15 protein-coding genes are annotated in these 13,837 nt (G+C 64.2%); 6 read left to right on the forward strand and 9 right to left on the reverse strand.

Annotation, left to right across the window (positions count from 1 at the left end; all coding sequences use genetic code 11):
• Positions 1-63 precede the first annotated feature (63 nt).
• Genes ACVWZT_RS12585 through ACVWZT_RS12595 form a run of 3 tightly spaced genes read left to right on the forward strand, consistent with a single transcriptional unit; the run spans position 64 to position 2,380 of the window.
• Positions 64-630, forward strand: a complete 567-nt coding sequence (locus ACVWZT_RS12585; RefSeq protein WP_296229886.1) for a YfiR family protein — start codon at positions 64-66, stop codon at positions 628-630.
• On the forward strand, positions 627-1,892 hold the full coding sequence (locus ACVWZT_RS12590) for a diguanylate cyclase domain-containing protein (RefSeq protein WP_457469571.1): 1,266 nt from the start codon (positions 627-629) through the stop codon (positions 1,890-1,892). The genes ACVWZT_RS12585 and ACVWZT_RS12590 overlap by 4 nt, the downstream gene beginning before the upstream one ends.
• Positions 1,889-2,380: an OmpA family protein gene (locus ACVWZT_RS12595; RefSeq protein ID WP_296229883.1), complete on the forward strand. Its 492-nt coding sequence runs from the start codon at positions 1,889-1,891 to the stop codon at positions 2,378-2,380. The genes ACVWZT_RS12590 and ACVWZT_RS12595 overlap by 4 nt, the downstream gene beginning before the upstream one ends.
• A gap of 47 nt (positions 2,381-2,427) precedes the next feature.
• On the opposite strand, the gene ACVWZT_RS12600 is transcribed toward ACVWZT_RS12595, so the two are convergent.
• Complete coding sequence (locus tag ACVWZT_RS12600; RefSeq protein ID WP_457469572.1) at positions 2,428-3,378, reverse strand: LysR family transcriptional regulator; 951 nt, start codon at positions 3,376-3,378, stop codon at positions 2,428-2,430.
• Positions 3,379-3,510: 132 nt separating this feature from the next.
• Between ACVWZT_RS12600 and ACVWZT_RS12605 the strand changes: the two genes are divergently transcribed.
• Positions 3,511-5,037, forward strand: coding sequence for a CoA-acylating methylmalonate-semialdehyde dehydrogenase (locus tag ACVWZT_RS12605; RefSeq protein WP_457469574.1), 1,527 nt, complete (start codon positions 3,511-3,513; stop codon positions 5,035-5,037).
• A 28-nt stretch (positions 5,038-5,065) separates the two neighbouring features.
• Positions 5,066-5,953 carry a 3-hydroxyisobutyrate dehydrogenase gene (gene mmsB, locus ACVWZT_RS12610; protein ID WP_457469576.1) on the forward strand — a complete coding sequence of 296 codons (888 nt, stop codon included), beginning with the start codon at positions 5,066-5,068 and terminating at the stop codon, positions 5,951-5,953.
• Positions 5,954-6,166: 213 nt separating this feature from the next.
• Here the strand turns inward: mmsB and ACVWZT_RS12615 are convergent, their stop codons facing one another.
• Together ACVWZT_RS12615 and dmeF are read right to left on the reverse strand one after the other, a co-directional pair.
• Positions 6,167-6,511 carry a cupin domain-containing protein gene (locus ACVWZT_RS12615; RefSeq protein WP_003258412.1) on the reverse strand — a complete coding sequence of 115 codons (345 nt, stop codon included), beginning with the start codon at positions 6,509-6,511 and terminating at the stop codon, positions 6,167-6,169.
• Between the two features lie 96 nt (positions 6,512-6,607).
• On the reverse strand, positions 6,608-7,543 hold the full coding sequence (gene dmeF, locus ACVWZT_RS12620; RefSeq protein WP_457469578.1) for a CDF family Co(II)/Ni(II) efflux transporter DmeF: 936 nt from the start codon (positions 7,541-7,543) through the stop codon (positions 6,608-6,610).
• 70 nt (positions 7,544-7,613) lie between these two features.
• Between dmeF and ACVWZT_RS12625 the strand changes: the two genes are divergently transcribed.
• Positions 7,614-7,889, forward strand: coding sequence for a metal/formaldehyde-sensitive transcriptional repressor (locus ACVWZT_RS12625; protein ID WP_225779277.1), 276 nt, complete (start codon positions 7,614-7,616; stop codon positions 7,887-7,889).
• A gap of 203 nt (positions 7,890-8,092) precedes the next feature.
• On the opposite strand, the gene ACVWZT_RS12630 is transcribed toward ACVWZT_RS12625, so the two are convergent.
• Genes ACVWZT_RS12630 through ACVWZT_RS12655 form a run of 6 tightly spaced genes read right to left on the reverse strand, consistent with a single transcriptional unit; the run spans position 8,093 to position 13,787 of the window.
• A complete protein-coding gene (locus ACVWZT_RS12630) occupies positions 8,093-9,025 on the reverse strand; it encodes a phosphatidate cytidylyltransferase (protein ID WP_457469580.1) in 933 nt (310 codons plus the stop codon).
• 1 nt (position 9,026) lies between these two features.
• Positions 9,027-9,650 carry a lysophospholipid acyltransferase family protein gene (locus ACVWZT_RS12635; RefSeq protein ID WP_457469582.1) on the reverse strand — a complete coding sequence of 208 codons (624 nt, stop codon included), beginning with the start codon at positions 9,648-9,650 and terminating at the stop codon, positions 9,027-9,029.
• A gap of 10 nt (positions 9,651-9,660) precedes the next feature.
• A complete protein-coding gene (locus ACVWZT_RS12640; RefSeq protein WP_457469584.1) occupies positions 9,661-10,092 on the reverse strand; it encodes a hypothetical protein in 432 nt (143 codons plus the stop codon).
• Positions 10,089-11,396 carry a phosphatase PAP2/dual specificity phosphatase family protein gene (locus ACVWZT_RS12645; protein WP_457469585.1) on the reverse strand — a complete coding sequence of 436 codons (1,308 nt, stop codon included), beginning with the start codon at positions 11,394-11,396 and terminating at the stop codon, positions 10,089-10,091. The genes ACVWZT_RS12640 and ACVWZT_RS12645 overlap by 4 nt, the downstream gene beginning before the upstream one ends.
• The gene (locus ACVWZT_RS12650; protein WP_457469587.1) at positions 11,397-13,151 is read right to left on the reverse strand and encodes a bifunctional alpha/beta hydrolase/class I SAM-dependent methyltransferase; all 1,755 of its coding nucleotides are present in this window, start codon (positions 13,149-13,151) and stop codon (positions 11,397-11,399) included. It lies immediately after the preceding gene.
• 30 nt (positions 13,152-13,181) lie between these two features.
• Positions 13,182-13,787: a CDP-alcohol phosphatidyltransferase family protein gene (locus tag ACVWZT_RS12655; protein ID WP_296229894.1), complete on the reverse strand. Its 606-nt coding sequence runs from the start codon at positions 13,785-13,787 to the stop codon at positions 13,182-13,184.
• Positions 13,788-13,837: the final 50 nt, after the last annotated feature.

Consider the following 13,837-nt stretch of genomic DNA (forward strand, 5'->3'; position numbering starts at 1 on the left):
CTGGAGGGCGGCCATATGCTATCGTTGCGCCGTAATCCGATAGGATCCTGAGAGATTTCCCGCATGAAGCTGGCCGCAAGGCGAGTGACAAACTGTGCCCTTTCGCTATTGCTGGCCGCCCTGTTCCTTGCAGCAGGTCTTGCCCGGGCGGACACCGCAGCAACTGTCGCCCAGGCGCAGCAACGCGCCAAGGCCGTCACCCAGGTAGTACTTGGCATCTTCAGCTATGCCCGCTGGCCCGTCGAACCCTCACCCCTGCGGCTGTGCCTGGTCGGCCCGACCGAGTACGCCGATGACCTGATCAAAGGCCACCTCCAGGAGTCCGGCCAGCCGCTGCAGGTGCGGCGTCTGCTGGCGACGGAAAGCCAGGTTGCCCAGGCCTGCGATGCCCTGTATATCGGCAGGCTCGACCAGGGCCAGCGTGACCGGCTGTTCGAGCGCATCAGCGGCCACCCGGTACTGAGCATCAGCGAAGCGGACGACCCCTGTACGGTCGGCAGCCTGTTCTGCCTGCGGGTCAGCGACCGGCAGGTCGCCTTCGAGGTCAACCTCGACTCGGTGGCACGCTCCGGTGTGCGCATTCACCCCAGCGTGCTGCAGTTGTCGCAGCGCCGGGCGGTGCAGCCATGAAGCCGGTGCACAAGCGCGGCGCCCGCCCGACCCTGCGCTCGGTGCTCGGCCGTGGCCACCTGAGCGTCGCTTTGCTCGCCGTCGGTCTGGCGGGTGTTGCCCTGACCCTGCTGGGCGTGCTCGCCCTGCGCGTTTACGCCAACCAAAACCTGCACCTGATCGCCCGCTCGATCAGTTACACCGTGGAAGCAGCCGTGGTGTTCGACGACGGCGCTGCGGCCAACGAAGCGCTGGCACTGATTGCCAGGGCCGAGGAAGTGGCCGAGGCCAGGGTATTCGACAACGAAGGCCAGCAACTGGCGTATTGGCGGCGCAGCGATAGCGGCCTGCTCGCGCAGCTGGAAGGGCAGGTTGCCAGCGCCTTGCTCGATGAGCCGGTCAACCTGCCGATCATCCATCAGCAGCGGCAGGTCGGGCGCATCGAACTGGTCGGCCAGGGGCGTAGCCTGTTGCTGTTCCTGCTCAGTGGCTTGGCCGGCATCCTGTTCTGCACGTTGCTCAGCGCTTTGGCTGCGCAATACCTGTCGCGTCGTTTGCTCGGTGATATCGTCCGCCCGCTGCGCGGCCTGGCCAGTGTCGCCCATGCCGCCCGCCGGGAGCGCAGCTTCGACCGGCGCGTACCGGAAGCAGCGATTGCCGAGCTCAACGAGCTGGGCAACGACTTCAATGCGTTGCTGGACGAACTGGAGGTGTGGCACAGCCACCTGCAGAACGAAAACCAGACGCTGGCCCACCAGGCCAGCCACGACAGTTTGACCGGCCTGCCCAACCGCGCCTTTTTCGAGGGGCGCCTGACCCGCAGCCTGCGCAATGCCGAGCGGCAGCAGGAGCACCTGGCGCTGCTGTTTCTCGACAGTGACCACTTCAAGCAGATCAACGATACCCTCGGCCATGCCGTGGGCGACGAAGTGCTGATCAGCGTGGCCGACCGTGTGCGCGCCCAGCTGCGTGAGCACGACCTGGTGGCGCGCCTGGGTGGCGACGAATTCGCCGTGCTGCTGACACCAGTGCATTCGCGTCAGGATGCCGAGCGCGTTGCCGAGAAGATCGTTGCCAGCATGAAGCTGCCGATGCAACTGGACAGTGGCCGCACTATCGCCACCTCGGTGAGTGTCGGTATCGCCTGTTACCCGGATGACGGCACCGATCCTGCCAGTCTTCTGAATGCTGCCGACGCTGCGATGTACCAGGCCAAGCGCAATCGCCGCGGGCACTGGCACGTCGCGCAGATGCAAATCAACAAACAGGAGTTGAACCCGTGAAGCAGGCTGTACGTTTCCCCCTATGGGCCTTGCTGCTGGCACTGCTGGCCTTGGCTGGTTGCCAGAGCACGCCACCCAAAGGCCTGAGCGCCGAACAGATCGCGATGCTCAAGCGCGAAGGCTTTACCCCGACCGACGAAGGTTGGGCCTATGACTTGTCCGGTAAGGTGCTGTTCGGCAGCGACCTGGATAGCCTCAATAGCCAGAGCCAGGCGATTGTCCAACGTATCGGCAAGGCATTGCTCGGCGTTGGCATCCAGGGCGTGCGGGTGGACGGGCATGCCGACGCATCGGGCAAGGCGGTGTACAACCAACAGCTGTCCGAACGGCGTGCGCAAAGCGTGGCCAAGACGTTGGTCGCGGTTGGCATGCCGGCACAGAATATCCACAGCCGTGGCCTGGGCAGCAGCCAGCCGGTGGCGGACAACCGCACCAGCGCCGGGCGTACCGAGAACCGGCGGGTGTCAATCGTGGTGGCCTCTTACTGACTCCAGCCCTACGGGTACACACTGTCCATGTTTGCGGCCAAGCATGATCACTTCTGGGCAAAGCGCATCTCCCGCGTCTCGCCCATCAACAACGGCGCGTTCGCCTCGGTCACCTGACGGATGTAATCCCATAGCAGGGTAATTCGCTTCAATTTGCGCAGATCTTCCCGGCAGTACATCCAGAACTGCCGCGTCACCTCGACCTCCTCTGGCAGCACTGTCACCAGCCGCCGGTCCTGAGCGGCCAGGAAGCAGGGCAAGATCGCCAGGCCTCGTCCTTGCAACGCCGCCGTGTACTGGGCAATCACGCTGGTACTGCGCAAATGCGCACTGGCGCTGGGAATCAGGTTGGCCAGGTACAGCAGCTCCGAACTGAACGCCAGGTCGTCCACGTAGCTGATGAACGGGTGTCTGGCCAGGTCCGCGATCTGGCGGATGGGGGCGTGGTTATCGAGGTATTCCCGGGTGGCGTACAGGCGCAAGCGGTAGTCGCACAGCTTGCAGCACACATATGGCCCATGCTCGGGTCGCTCCAGGGCGATGACGATGTCCGCCTCGCGCTTGGACAGGCTGATGAAGTGCGGCAGCGGCAGTATGTCCACCGAGATTGCCGGGTAGGCGTCGACGAAGTGGCTCAGTTGCGGGGTGACGAAGAAACTGCCGAAACCTTCGGTGCAGCCCATGCGCACGTGCCCGGACAACGCCACGCCCGACCCGGAAACCTGTTCGCAGGCCATGTGCAGGGTGCTCTCGATCGACTCGGCATAGCCCAGCAGGCGCTGCCCCTCGGCGGTGAGGACAAAGCCGTTGGTCCGCGACTTTTCGAACAGCAGGGTGCCGAGTGCCCCTTCCAGCGAGCTGATGCGCCGCGACACCGTGGTGTAGTCGACGCTCAGGCGCTTGGCGGCGCTACTGGCCTTGCGGGTGCGGGCCACTTCGAGGAAGAACTTCAGGTCGTCCCAGTTCAGCGCGCTCAGGGATGTGAGGTCTTTTTGCATGATGATCCGGTTTTTTTGTGCGTTCTTGTTGGATGTTTGCACATCTATACTCGAAACAAGCCTCAGGACGCCACCTCGCGTTTGCCCGGCGCTGGCGATCTCGTCCCGACAATAATTCCAAGGAGAACGCAGATGAACGCACCGCAATCCCCTAACCAGACCAGGATCGACCAGGTCAAGCTGCTGATCGACGGCCAGTGGGTCGAGTCCAGGACCTCTGAATGGCGCGATATCGTCAACCCGGCTACCCAGGAAGTGCTGGCGCGCGTACCGTTCGCCACCGCCGAGGAAGTGGACGCAGCCGTCGCCGCTGCACAGCGCGCCTTCAAGACCTGGCGCGACACCCCGATTGGCGCCCGCATGCGCATCATGCTCAAGCTGCAGGCGCTGATTCGCGAACACACCAAGCGTATCGCCCAGGTGCTCAGTGCCGAACAAGGCAAGACCCTGGCCGATGCCGAAGGCGATATCTTCCGCGGCCTGGAGGTGGTCGAGCATGCCGCCTCGATCGGTACCCTGCAGATGGGCGAATTCGCCGAGAATGTCGCCGGTGGCGTCGATACCTATACCTTGCGCCAGCCCATCGGTGTATGTGCCGGTATCACCCCGTTCAACTTCCCGGCCATGATCCCGCTGTGGATGTTCCCGATGGCCATCGTCTGCGGCAACACTTTTGTGCTCAAGCCGTCCGAGCAGGACCCGCTGTCGACCATGCTGCTGGTCGAGCTGGCGCTGGAAGCCGGCGTACCGGCTGGTGTGCTCAACGTGGTGCACGGAGGCAAGCAAGTGGTGGACGCTATCTGCACCCACCCGGACATCAAGGCAATTTCCTTCGTCGGTTCCACCGAAGTGGGCACCCACGTGTACAACCTGGGCAGCCAGCACGGCAAGCGCGTGCAGTCGATGATGGGCGCCAAGAACCACGCGGTGGTGCTGCCCGATGCCAACCGCACCCAGACCATCAACGCCCTGGTCGGTGCCGCTTTCGGCGCGGCGGGCCAGCGCTGCATGGCCACTTCGGTAGCGGTACTGGTCGGCAAGGCGCGCGAATGGCTGCCGGACATCAAGGAGGCGGCCAGCAAGCTCACGGTCAATGCCGGTTGCGAGCCTGGCACCGATGTCGGCCCGGTGGTTTCCAAGCGTGCCAAGGAGCGGGTGCTGGGCCTGATCGAAAGCGGTATCAAGGAAGGTGCCAAGCTGGAACTCGACGGCCGTGACGTCAAGGTACCGGGTTACGAGCAAGGCAACTTCGTCGGCCCGACCCTGTTCTCGGGCGTGAAGACCGACATGCAGATCTATACCCAGGAAATCTTCGGCCCGGTGCTGGTGACCCTGGAGGTCGACACACTTGACGAGGCCATCGCCCTGGTCAACGCCAACCCGTTCGGCAACGGCACCGGCCTGTTCACCCAGAGCGGCGCGGCCGCGCGCAAGTTCCAGAGCGAAATCGACATTGGCCAGGTAGGTATCAACATCCCGATCCCGGTACCGGTGCCGTTCTTCAGCTTCACCGGCTCGCGTGGCTCCAAGCTCGGCGACCTCGGCCCGTACGGCAAGCAAGTGGTGCAGTTCTACACCCAGACCAAGACCGTCACCGCCCGCTGGTTCGATGACGACAGCGTCAACGACGGTGTGAACACCACCATCAGCCTGCGCTAAGCCATCAGCCTGCGTTAAGGAGAGAGTCATGCGTATCGCATTCATCGGCCTCGGCAACATGGGCGCACCCATGGCCCGCAACCTGATCAAGGCCGGGCACCAACTGAACCTGTTCGACCTGAACAAGGCCGTGCTCGCCGAGCTTGCCGAACTGGGCGGGCAGATCAGCCCTTCGCCCAAGGACGCGGCGGCCAACAGCGAGCTGGTGATCACCATGCTGCCGGCCGCTGCCCATGTGCGTAGTGTTTACCTGAACGAAGACGGCGTGCTGGCGGGTATTCGTCCTGGCACGCCAACCGTGGATTGCAGCACCATCGACCCGCAAACCGCACGCGATGTCTCCAAGGCGGCTGCAGCCAAGGGCGTGGACATGGGCGATGCGCCGGTGTCTGGCGGCACCGGTGGCGCGGCGGCAGGCACCCTGACCTTCATGGTCGGTGCCAGTACCGAGCTGTTCGCCACCCTCAAGCCGGTACTGGAGCAGATGGGCCGCAACATCGTGCATTGCGGTGATGTCGGTACCGGGCAGATCGCCAAGATCTGCAACAACCTGCTGTTGGGTATCTCGATGGTCGGTGTGTCCGAAGCCATGGCCCTGGGCAATGCTCTGGGCATCGACACCAAGGTGCTGGCAGGCATCATCAACAGTTCGACCGGACGTTGCTGGAGCTCGGATACCTATAATCCTTGGCCCGGCATCATCGAGACCGCGCCGGCATCGCGGGGCTATACCGGTGGTTTTGGCGCCGAGCTGATGCTCAAGGACCTGGGCCTGGCCACCGAGGCGGCACGCCAGGCGCACCAACCCGTGATCCTCGGGGCAGTGGCCCAGCAGCTGTATCAGGCCATGAGTCTGCGCGGGGAAGGGGGCAAGGATTTCTCGGCCATCGTCGAGAGTTACCGCAAGAAGGATTGACGCGCGAGGTGGACTTCATCGCGGGCCAGGTGGCCTTCCCTCTGTAACTGCGCACCAGAGGGAAGGGCGCCTGATCCGCGATTTTTTTGCTTCCGATTCAGCGGGCAGCATATGACCCTGTGGGAGCGGGTTTACCCGCGAATGCGGCGGTAAAGCTACTGCAGCATTCGCGGGTAAACCCGCTCCCACAGGGGGCGATGTCAGTCTTTGAAATCAGGCGAAGACGAAATACTTGCGCACAGTTTCGACCACTTCCCAGGTACCTTTCATCCCCGGCTCGATCACGAACACGTCGCCCGCTTTCAGGTGTTTCGGCTCTTCGCCTTCCGGGGTGATGATGCAGTAGCCATCGAGGAAATGGCAGAACTCCCACTTCTCGTAGTTGACCTCGAACTTGCCCGGAGTGCAGATCCAGGTACCCATGATCTTGCTGCCGTCGGCCGACAGGTAGGCGTTGAGATTGACGGTGTGCGGATCGCCGCCGATGCGCTTCCACTTGGTGGCGTCCACGACCGGTGTCGGGCAGGTTTCGCGCAGGACGGTGATGAAATCGGACATGGCACAACTCCTGGTGACTGGCTGAATGACTCGTCACCATAGGACCATCGGCCGGGCGGCAGTTGCCTGGGCTCGACGTCCAGCTGTCTGGTCGCGCTATGCCAGGCGGTTGACCTCGACGGTGACATGCGCCAGTTCCTCGTGCACGCCCAAGGCCTGGCGCACGCTGTCGGCGCTGAGTTCGCCAGCGGCGGCGAGGCCGAGGATGCAGGCGTACTGGTCCTTGCCGACCCGCCACACGTGCAGGTCGGTAATGCTGGCCGGTACCGGCAGCTGTGCCACCACTTCGCGTATTTCCGCCACCACCGGTGCATCCATCTCCGCGTCCAGCAGTACCCGGCTGGTGTCGCGCAGCAACCCCCGGGCCCACAGCGCCACCAGCAGCGCACCCACCAGGCCCATGATCGGGTCGAGCCAGCCGGCACCCCAGAACTTGCCAGCCAGCAGGGCGGCGATGGCCAGCACCGAGGTGGCGGCATCAGCGACCACATGCAGGTAGGCCGAGCGCAGGTTCAGGTCGTGGTGATGATGACCGTGGTCGCGCCGATGATCGAGGCCGTGGTGATGATGGTGATCGTGATCGTCCCGCAGCAGCCAGGCACAGGCCAGGTTGACCGCCAGGCCCACGGCGGCGATCAAGATCGCCTGGTCATAGTGGATCGGCCCCGGTGCCAGCAGGCGCTCCACCGACTGGAAGGCCATCAGCCCCGCCACCCCGAGCAGCAGCAGGGCACTGGAATAACCGCCGAGAATCTCGATTTTCCAGGTGCCGAAAGCAAAGCGCCGATCGCCGGCATAGCGCCGGGCAGCGGCGTAGGCCAGCAACGACAGGCCCAAGGCCAGCGCATGGGAACTCATGTGCCAGCCGTCGGCCAGCAATGCCATGGAATTGAAGAACCAGCCGCCGGCAATTTCCGCCACCATCATCACGGCAGTCAGCCACACCGCCAGGCGGGTCTTGCGCTCGGCACCCAGGCTACCGGTATGGAACTGGTGGCTGTGCTGCCAACGGTCTGAGGTTTGTGTCGCCATGGTTTATCATGCTTCCGGAATGTCGAGAAATATACTATACCCCAGTATACCTAGCATGGTGCGAAACCCAATGGCACATACCCTGAAGAGCAAGAAGCAACTGCTGACCCGGGTGCGCAAGATCAAAGGCCAGGCCGCCGCCCTGGAGACGGCGCTGGAGCAGGACAAGGATTGCCTGGCGATCCTGCAGCAGATCGCCGCCGTGCGCGGCGCGGTGAACGGGCTGATGGCCGAGGTGATGGAAGGGCATATCCGCGAACACCTGGTGGCGGACGGGCTGAGCACCGAGGAGCGGCAGGACGAGGCGGACAAGGTGGCGGCGTTGTTGCGGTCGTACCTCAAGTAGCCTGTTGGAGCGATCGGGCATCCCAGGGGTTCACGGAAGGGTGGGAATTAGCAACCGGCATTTGCTCGTCGGAAGATAGGCTCTAGGCTACCAGGTGTTGGTCTTGAGTTTTGAGGGGATGCGTAAATCGAGCGCCGCTCGCGATGCGCCGCGCGGGCGGCGCTCGCTCTTGCAGGCACCAGAAAACTGAAGGTGAACACCTACTAAGCCCACCAATACCGCACAAAGTGGAAGAACACCGGCGCGGCAAAGCACACCGAGTCCATGCGGTCGAGCATGCCACCATGGCCTTCGATCATGTGCCCCCAGTCTTTCACTCCGCGGTCGCGCTTGATCGCCGACATCACCAGCCCGCCGAAGAAGCCCATGGCGTTCACCGCCAGCGCCATCAGCGCGGCCTGCCAGAAAGTGAACGGAGTGATCCAGCACAACAGGGCACCGATCAGGGTAGCCAGCGCCACGCCACCGGCGAGGCCCTCGACAGTTTTCGACGGTGACAGGTTGGGCGCCACCTTGTGCTTGCCGAACAGCTTGCCGCACACGTACTGCAGCACGTCGCTGATCTGCACCACCAGGATCAGCCAGGCGATCAGCAGCAGGTTACGGCCCTCGTAACCGGGGATATCGAGGGTCATCAGTGCCGGCACCGACGACACGCAGTACACCGCGATCATCAGCCCCCACTGCACCTTCGAGGCACGTTCGAGAAAGCGTGTGGTGTCGCCACCGAAGCTGGCCAGGATCGGCAACAACAGAAACAGGTATACCGGGATGAAGATACTGAACAGCCCGTACCAGTCCATGGCGATAAGCACGTACTGCACCGGCAGCGCCACATAGAATGCCGCCACCAGCGCCGGGTAGTCGCTGCGCCGGGTCGGGGTGAGGGTCATGAACTCACGCAGGGCATAGAACGACACACCATAGAACAGTACGATCACGCCGTACTTGCCGAACAGGAAGGCGATGCCGATTACCAGCACCATGACCCACCAGGCGTTGATGCGGGCGTTGAGGTTGTCGATCACGGCATGCGGTGACGGGCCGGCGCGCCATTTCAGCAGGCGGCCGATGACACTTGCAAGGAGCAGCAGGGCGCCGATGCCGGCGAACAGTGAAAGGGTGTTGTCATCCATGTCAGGCATCCTTGGGGGCCAGGTTCAGCAGGGCCTTGCTGGCCCGCTCGAGAAATACCTGCTTGCTTTCATCAGCCTCCAGGTGCAGCGGTTCGCCAAAGCTCAGCGTGCACAGCAAGGGCAAAGGCAAGGCGCGGCCCTTGGGCATCACCCGGTTGAGGTTGGCAATCCATACCGGCACCAGTTCGACGTCGGGGTTGGCCGCAGCCAAGTGGTACAACCCACTTCTGAATGGCATCAGTGGCTCGTCGCCCAGGTTGCGCGTGCCCTCCGGGAAGAAGATCAGCGAGTCGCCCTGGGCCACGGCTTCGAGAATCGGCTGCAGCGGGTTGCCCTGGCCTTCACTGCGTTGCCGGTTGATCAGCACGCCATTGAACACCTTGCGAATGAGGAAGTCGCGAATACCTGGCCGGGCCCAGTAGTCCGCGCCGGCCACCGGGCGGGTGCGCTTGCGTAGCGTTGCTGGCAATGACGCCCACAGCAACACGAAATCGCCGTGGCTGCTGTGATTGGCGAAATACAGGCGCTGCACCGGCAGCGGCGTGCAGCCCAGCCACAGGGCGCGCGCGCCTGTGATCAGGCGGGCAGCGGAAGTGATGAGGTAAGCGGTCAGGCTGGCGAGCATGGGGCGGTCATTATCCCTTCAAAGGCAGTGTCAGCAGGGTAGCCAAGGCCAGCGACAACTGCAGGCCCAGGCATACGGCCTGGCGGCGCAGCAGGGCCAGTGCAGCCTGGCTGCGGGCAGGCCAGGCGCGGGAATCGGCGGCTTGTGGTTTGAGTTTCAATTCGAACAGGGCGCGGTCCAGGGCGCGGGTGTCTGCCGACAGGTCGGAGCTTTTGAACAGGTGGGCAAACAGGTCGGCATCTACCGCCACGCGGATGGCCCAGTACTTGTGTAGTACGCCCAGTATCAACAGTACGCCACACAGCAGGCTGGCCAGTGGTTGCAACGGCGCATTCAGCAATGGCGCCAAGCCGTAGGCGAGCGCCAGCAGGGTGAGGCCGTCGGACAGTCGCTCCAGCTGTTTGCCACGGCCCAGCAGGCTGGCTACCACCAGCAGGTTCATGGTTGTGCTCCCAGTTGCTGCAGCGCTTGGTGGTGTGCGTGACGCAGAACCACCCCCGGGCGAGCTTTACCGATCAGCGCTTCGGCCTGCCGGGCGTCGTTGCAGCGGCCGCTGAGCACCAGCCAGGCAGCCACGGCGCTGGCGCTGCGCGAGTAACCCAAGGCACAGCAAACCAACACCGGGCCGCTGCTGCGCAAGCGCTCGATGGCGTCGGCGGCTTGATGTAACAGGGCGCTGTCCGGGGCTATCAGGTCGAGCGCAGGGAAACACCTATAGTCAACAGCGCCGCGAACACTACACGGCAGCTCCGCGCACAGGTCGACGATCCCGGAAAATGACGCCCTGCTCCCTGGAATCCGCCCCAGATAGACGCCATCACACACTTCATTCGCCTGCGGATGCCGCCAGGTCCACAACCGCGAATTGGCCCATGCCCCCAACAGATAAGGCGCCAGCAGCCAGCGGGCGGCATTCGACAAGCGCCCATCGGCACCTTTCTGAAAGCCGCCAGCGCCGAACACGCCGTAACTCAACGCCACCAGCGCCAGCGACACGGTCGGCCAGGCCAGCCACAGCCAGGCACCACCCAGGCCCATGGCAAGCACAACGCACAACAGCGCGCCCGCGGCGTAGCTCAAGGCCATTCGCCAACGCTTGGTATCCTGCGCAAGGCGGGCCTGCTGCCAGGGCAGCCGACCCTGGTGCGGCCACAGCCAGATACAGACGAACCCGGCCAACGCCCCGGTTGGCACGTCGATGAAATGGTGCTGCCAGGTGGTCAGCACCGACACCCCGATCAGCGCCATCCAGCCATGCATCAGCCAGCGCCAGGGCTGGCGTTGGACATGCCGGGCAAACATGGTCCAGATGATCACCAGCAGGGCGATATGCAGCGATGGCGCCTGGTTGAACGGCTTGTCGAACCCCATCAGCACATCGAACATCCAGCCGTACACGCCTCCCAGTTCCGGCCGCTCGAAGGTGAAGCGCAGCGGCCAGAGCAGGAAGCAGCTGACGCTGATCACCTGTGCTGTCAGAAGGGCCAGGGCATGCCGGTCCATTTCCTGGCGCGTGCGCGGCAGCAGGAAGGACAGCCCGTAGAGCAGGTCGATCGACCAGTACGGGATGATCGTCCACGGCCACAACGGCATGCGGCTTTCCCAGGCGAACACCAGGCTGCCGACATCATTGCGCCCCATCGTGTGGCTGTTGGCCAACCCGTAGCTGAGGAAAAACAGTGGCCCCAGCAGCAATAGCCAGAATACGCCCCGGCGGAGCAGCCCGGGCTCGCGCGATGGGTTCATTCAGCGCACCCGTTGGGCCAGGCTGACACTGAAAATGCCCCACTCATCGATGCGCTGGGCCAGCTTGCGGAAGCCCGCTGCTTCGACCAACTGGTCCATCTCGGCCTGGCTGCGCCGGCGCATCACCCAGGGCTCGCCGCCGCGGTGGCTGGTAAGGGCGCGGGCGATCATCTCCAGTTGCGGATGCCACGGTTGGCCGGTGTAGACCAGATAGCCGCCATCCTCCAGCGCGTCGGCCAGGCCGGCCAGCGAGTTGCCCACCAGCTGGTTGCTGGCGAACAGTTCGTACAGGCCGGACACCACGGCCAAGGTCGGCGGTTGTTCCAGCGTAGCCAGGCTCTGGCGGTCGAAGGCATCGCCCTGGACGAAGCGGGCGATGTCAGCCAGGCCTTTTTCCGCGATCAGCGCGCTGCCTTGCTGCACGTTCAGCTCGCTGTAGTCGCGCAGCAGGATCGAATCCGGCAGTTGCTCCAGCTCCTGCAGGGCTTCGAGAATGTAGCGGCCATGGCCGGCTGCGATATCGACGATGTGCACCGGCCGTTGCTGTTCGCGCAGGCGGGCGATGGCCAGGCGCAGCAGCTCTTCGACGTGCAGCTTGCGCTGGCGGATGCCACGCCAGCCGATGGCATCGAGATAGTTGCGATCGACCAGGCGGCCCAGCTTGCCCTTGCCGGTTGGCTGGTTGCGGTACACGTAGTCAAGGGTACTGCCCGAGTCGAAACCGGTGTCGAACCCTAGCTTGACGCCTTCCGAAAGCCCCTTGCCCAGGCGCAGCCCGGCGCGGGTGGCGCGCCAGTAGAGGTCGCGGGGCGAGTAGTGCGGCAATGGCGCAGCCAGGCTTTCCGCCTCGGCGCAACTGGCGCCGACCTTGTCGGCATCGAGCAGCGACGGCAGTGCAGCAGGGCTGGCGAAGCAGTGCTCGACGAACCGCTCGATGCGCCGCAGGGCATGCGCCCGATCACGTTCACCCAGGGTGTCGTGGAAGAACCCCGGCAGGATGTGCATTTCCTTGCGCGCACTGCCCAGGCGCTCGAAGAAGCGTTGTTGCGGCTGGCGCTCGACCACGAAGTCGGCGCCGGACACCAGCAGCTGGGTCGGCACCTGGATGGCCTGGGCGTCCGCCACCACGCGGTCGGCGGCTTCGTACAGGCCTAGCAGCATGGTCACCGAAATCGGCCGGCTGATCAGCGGGTCGGCCACGTACGACATGACCCGCTCGGGGTCGTGGGTAAGCAGGCGTGGCTTGACGTAGCTGTTGACGAAGAAGTTGCCGCGCAAGGCCTTCAGCAGCTTCAGCCCGGGGCGGGCGAACGGTACATACAGCTTGACCTTGAACGCCGGCGAGGCCAGTACCAGGCAGCGCACCTTGGGTGCATAGTCGTGGGCCCAGGTGGCGACCAGCACGGCACCGACACTCTGCGCCAGCACCACCAGGTCCTGCTCGGCGATACCGTGGCGGGCCTGGATATGCTCGATGAAGGTCTGTACATCGCGAACGCTGGTGGCGAACCCCGGGCTGTCGCCGCGTGCCCCCGGCGACTGGCCGTGGCCACGGGCATCCCAGGCGAAGAAGTCATAGCCAGGCATGTCCAGCTCATCGGCCAGATGGGCCATGCGCCCGCCATGTTCATGGCCGCGGTGGAACATCACCATGGCCCGGCGCGGCTGGTGTTCGTTGCGGGTGGCGGGCCAGTGACGGTAATGCAGCTCGACGCCGTCATGGGTAGTGAAATGCAGTGCTTGCGCTTGGCGCATGGTCAACATCCTTTTACGACGGCAGTAGGCTCAACGGGTTTCCGCCAGCCCCTGGCGAACCCGGTTGTAGAGGGTATAGAGCGAGAGTACGAGGATCACCAGCAACAAGCCGTTGATCCAGGCTCCGTTCAACAGGCCGAAGGCCACGCCGGTGCCCAGTACGCCGAAGGCAAAGGCCCGGTCGCTCTTGCCCATTGGGCCGTCGTAGCGCCGTGAGGCACCGGCCAGCGGGCCCATGACCCCGGCGTACTCGCTGAAGGTGGCGCTGAGCACCACGAGCACGACCAGGACTGGTGATACCCCCGGCAGCAGGGCGAAGGGCAGGTACAGGGCGGCGTCGGCGATCACGTCGCAGAGTTCGTTGAGGTAGGCGCCGAGGGTGGATTGCTGGCCGAATTCCCGGGCGAGCATGCCGTCCATGGCGTTCAGGGCCATGCGCAGCAGCATCCATACCGGTAGGAGGATGAACAGCCAGGCGGGATGGTGCCGGGTGGCCAGCAACAGGCCCAGCAGCACTGACACCAGGGCAGCTGCGACCGTGACCTGGTTGGCGGTGACACCCCGCTCGTGAAGGCGCTGCACCGTAGGGCGGAGCAGGGCCTGGAAGCGCGGTTTGAGCTGGTAGATCGAGGCCACCGTGACGTCCTTTTCGTTGGGCATTGGGGCGCTATTTTGTGTGAGTGTGC

This window comes from Pseudomonas sp. TE21394, assembly GCF_054057835.1.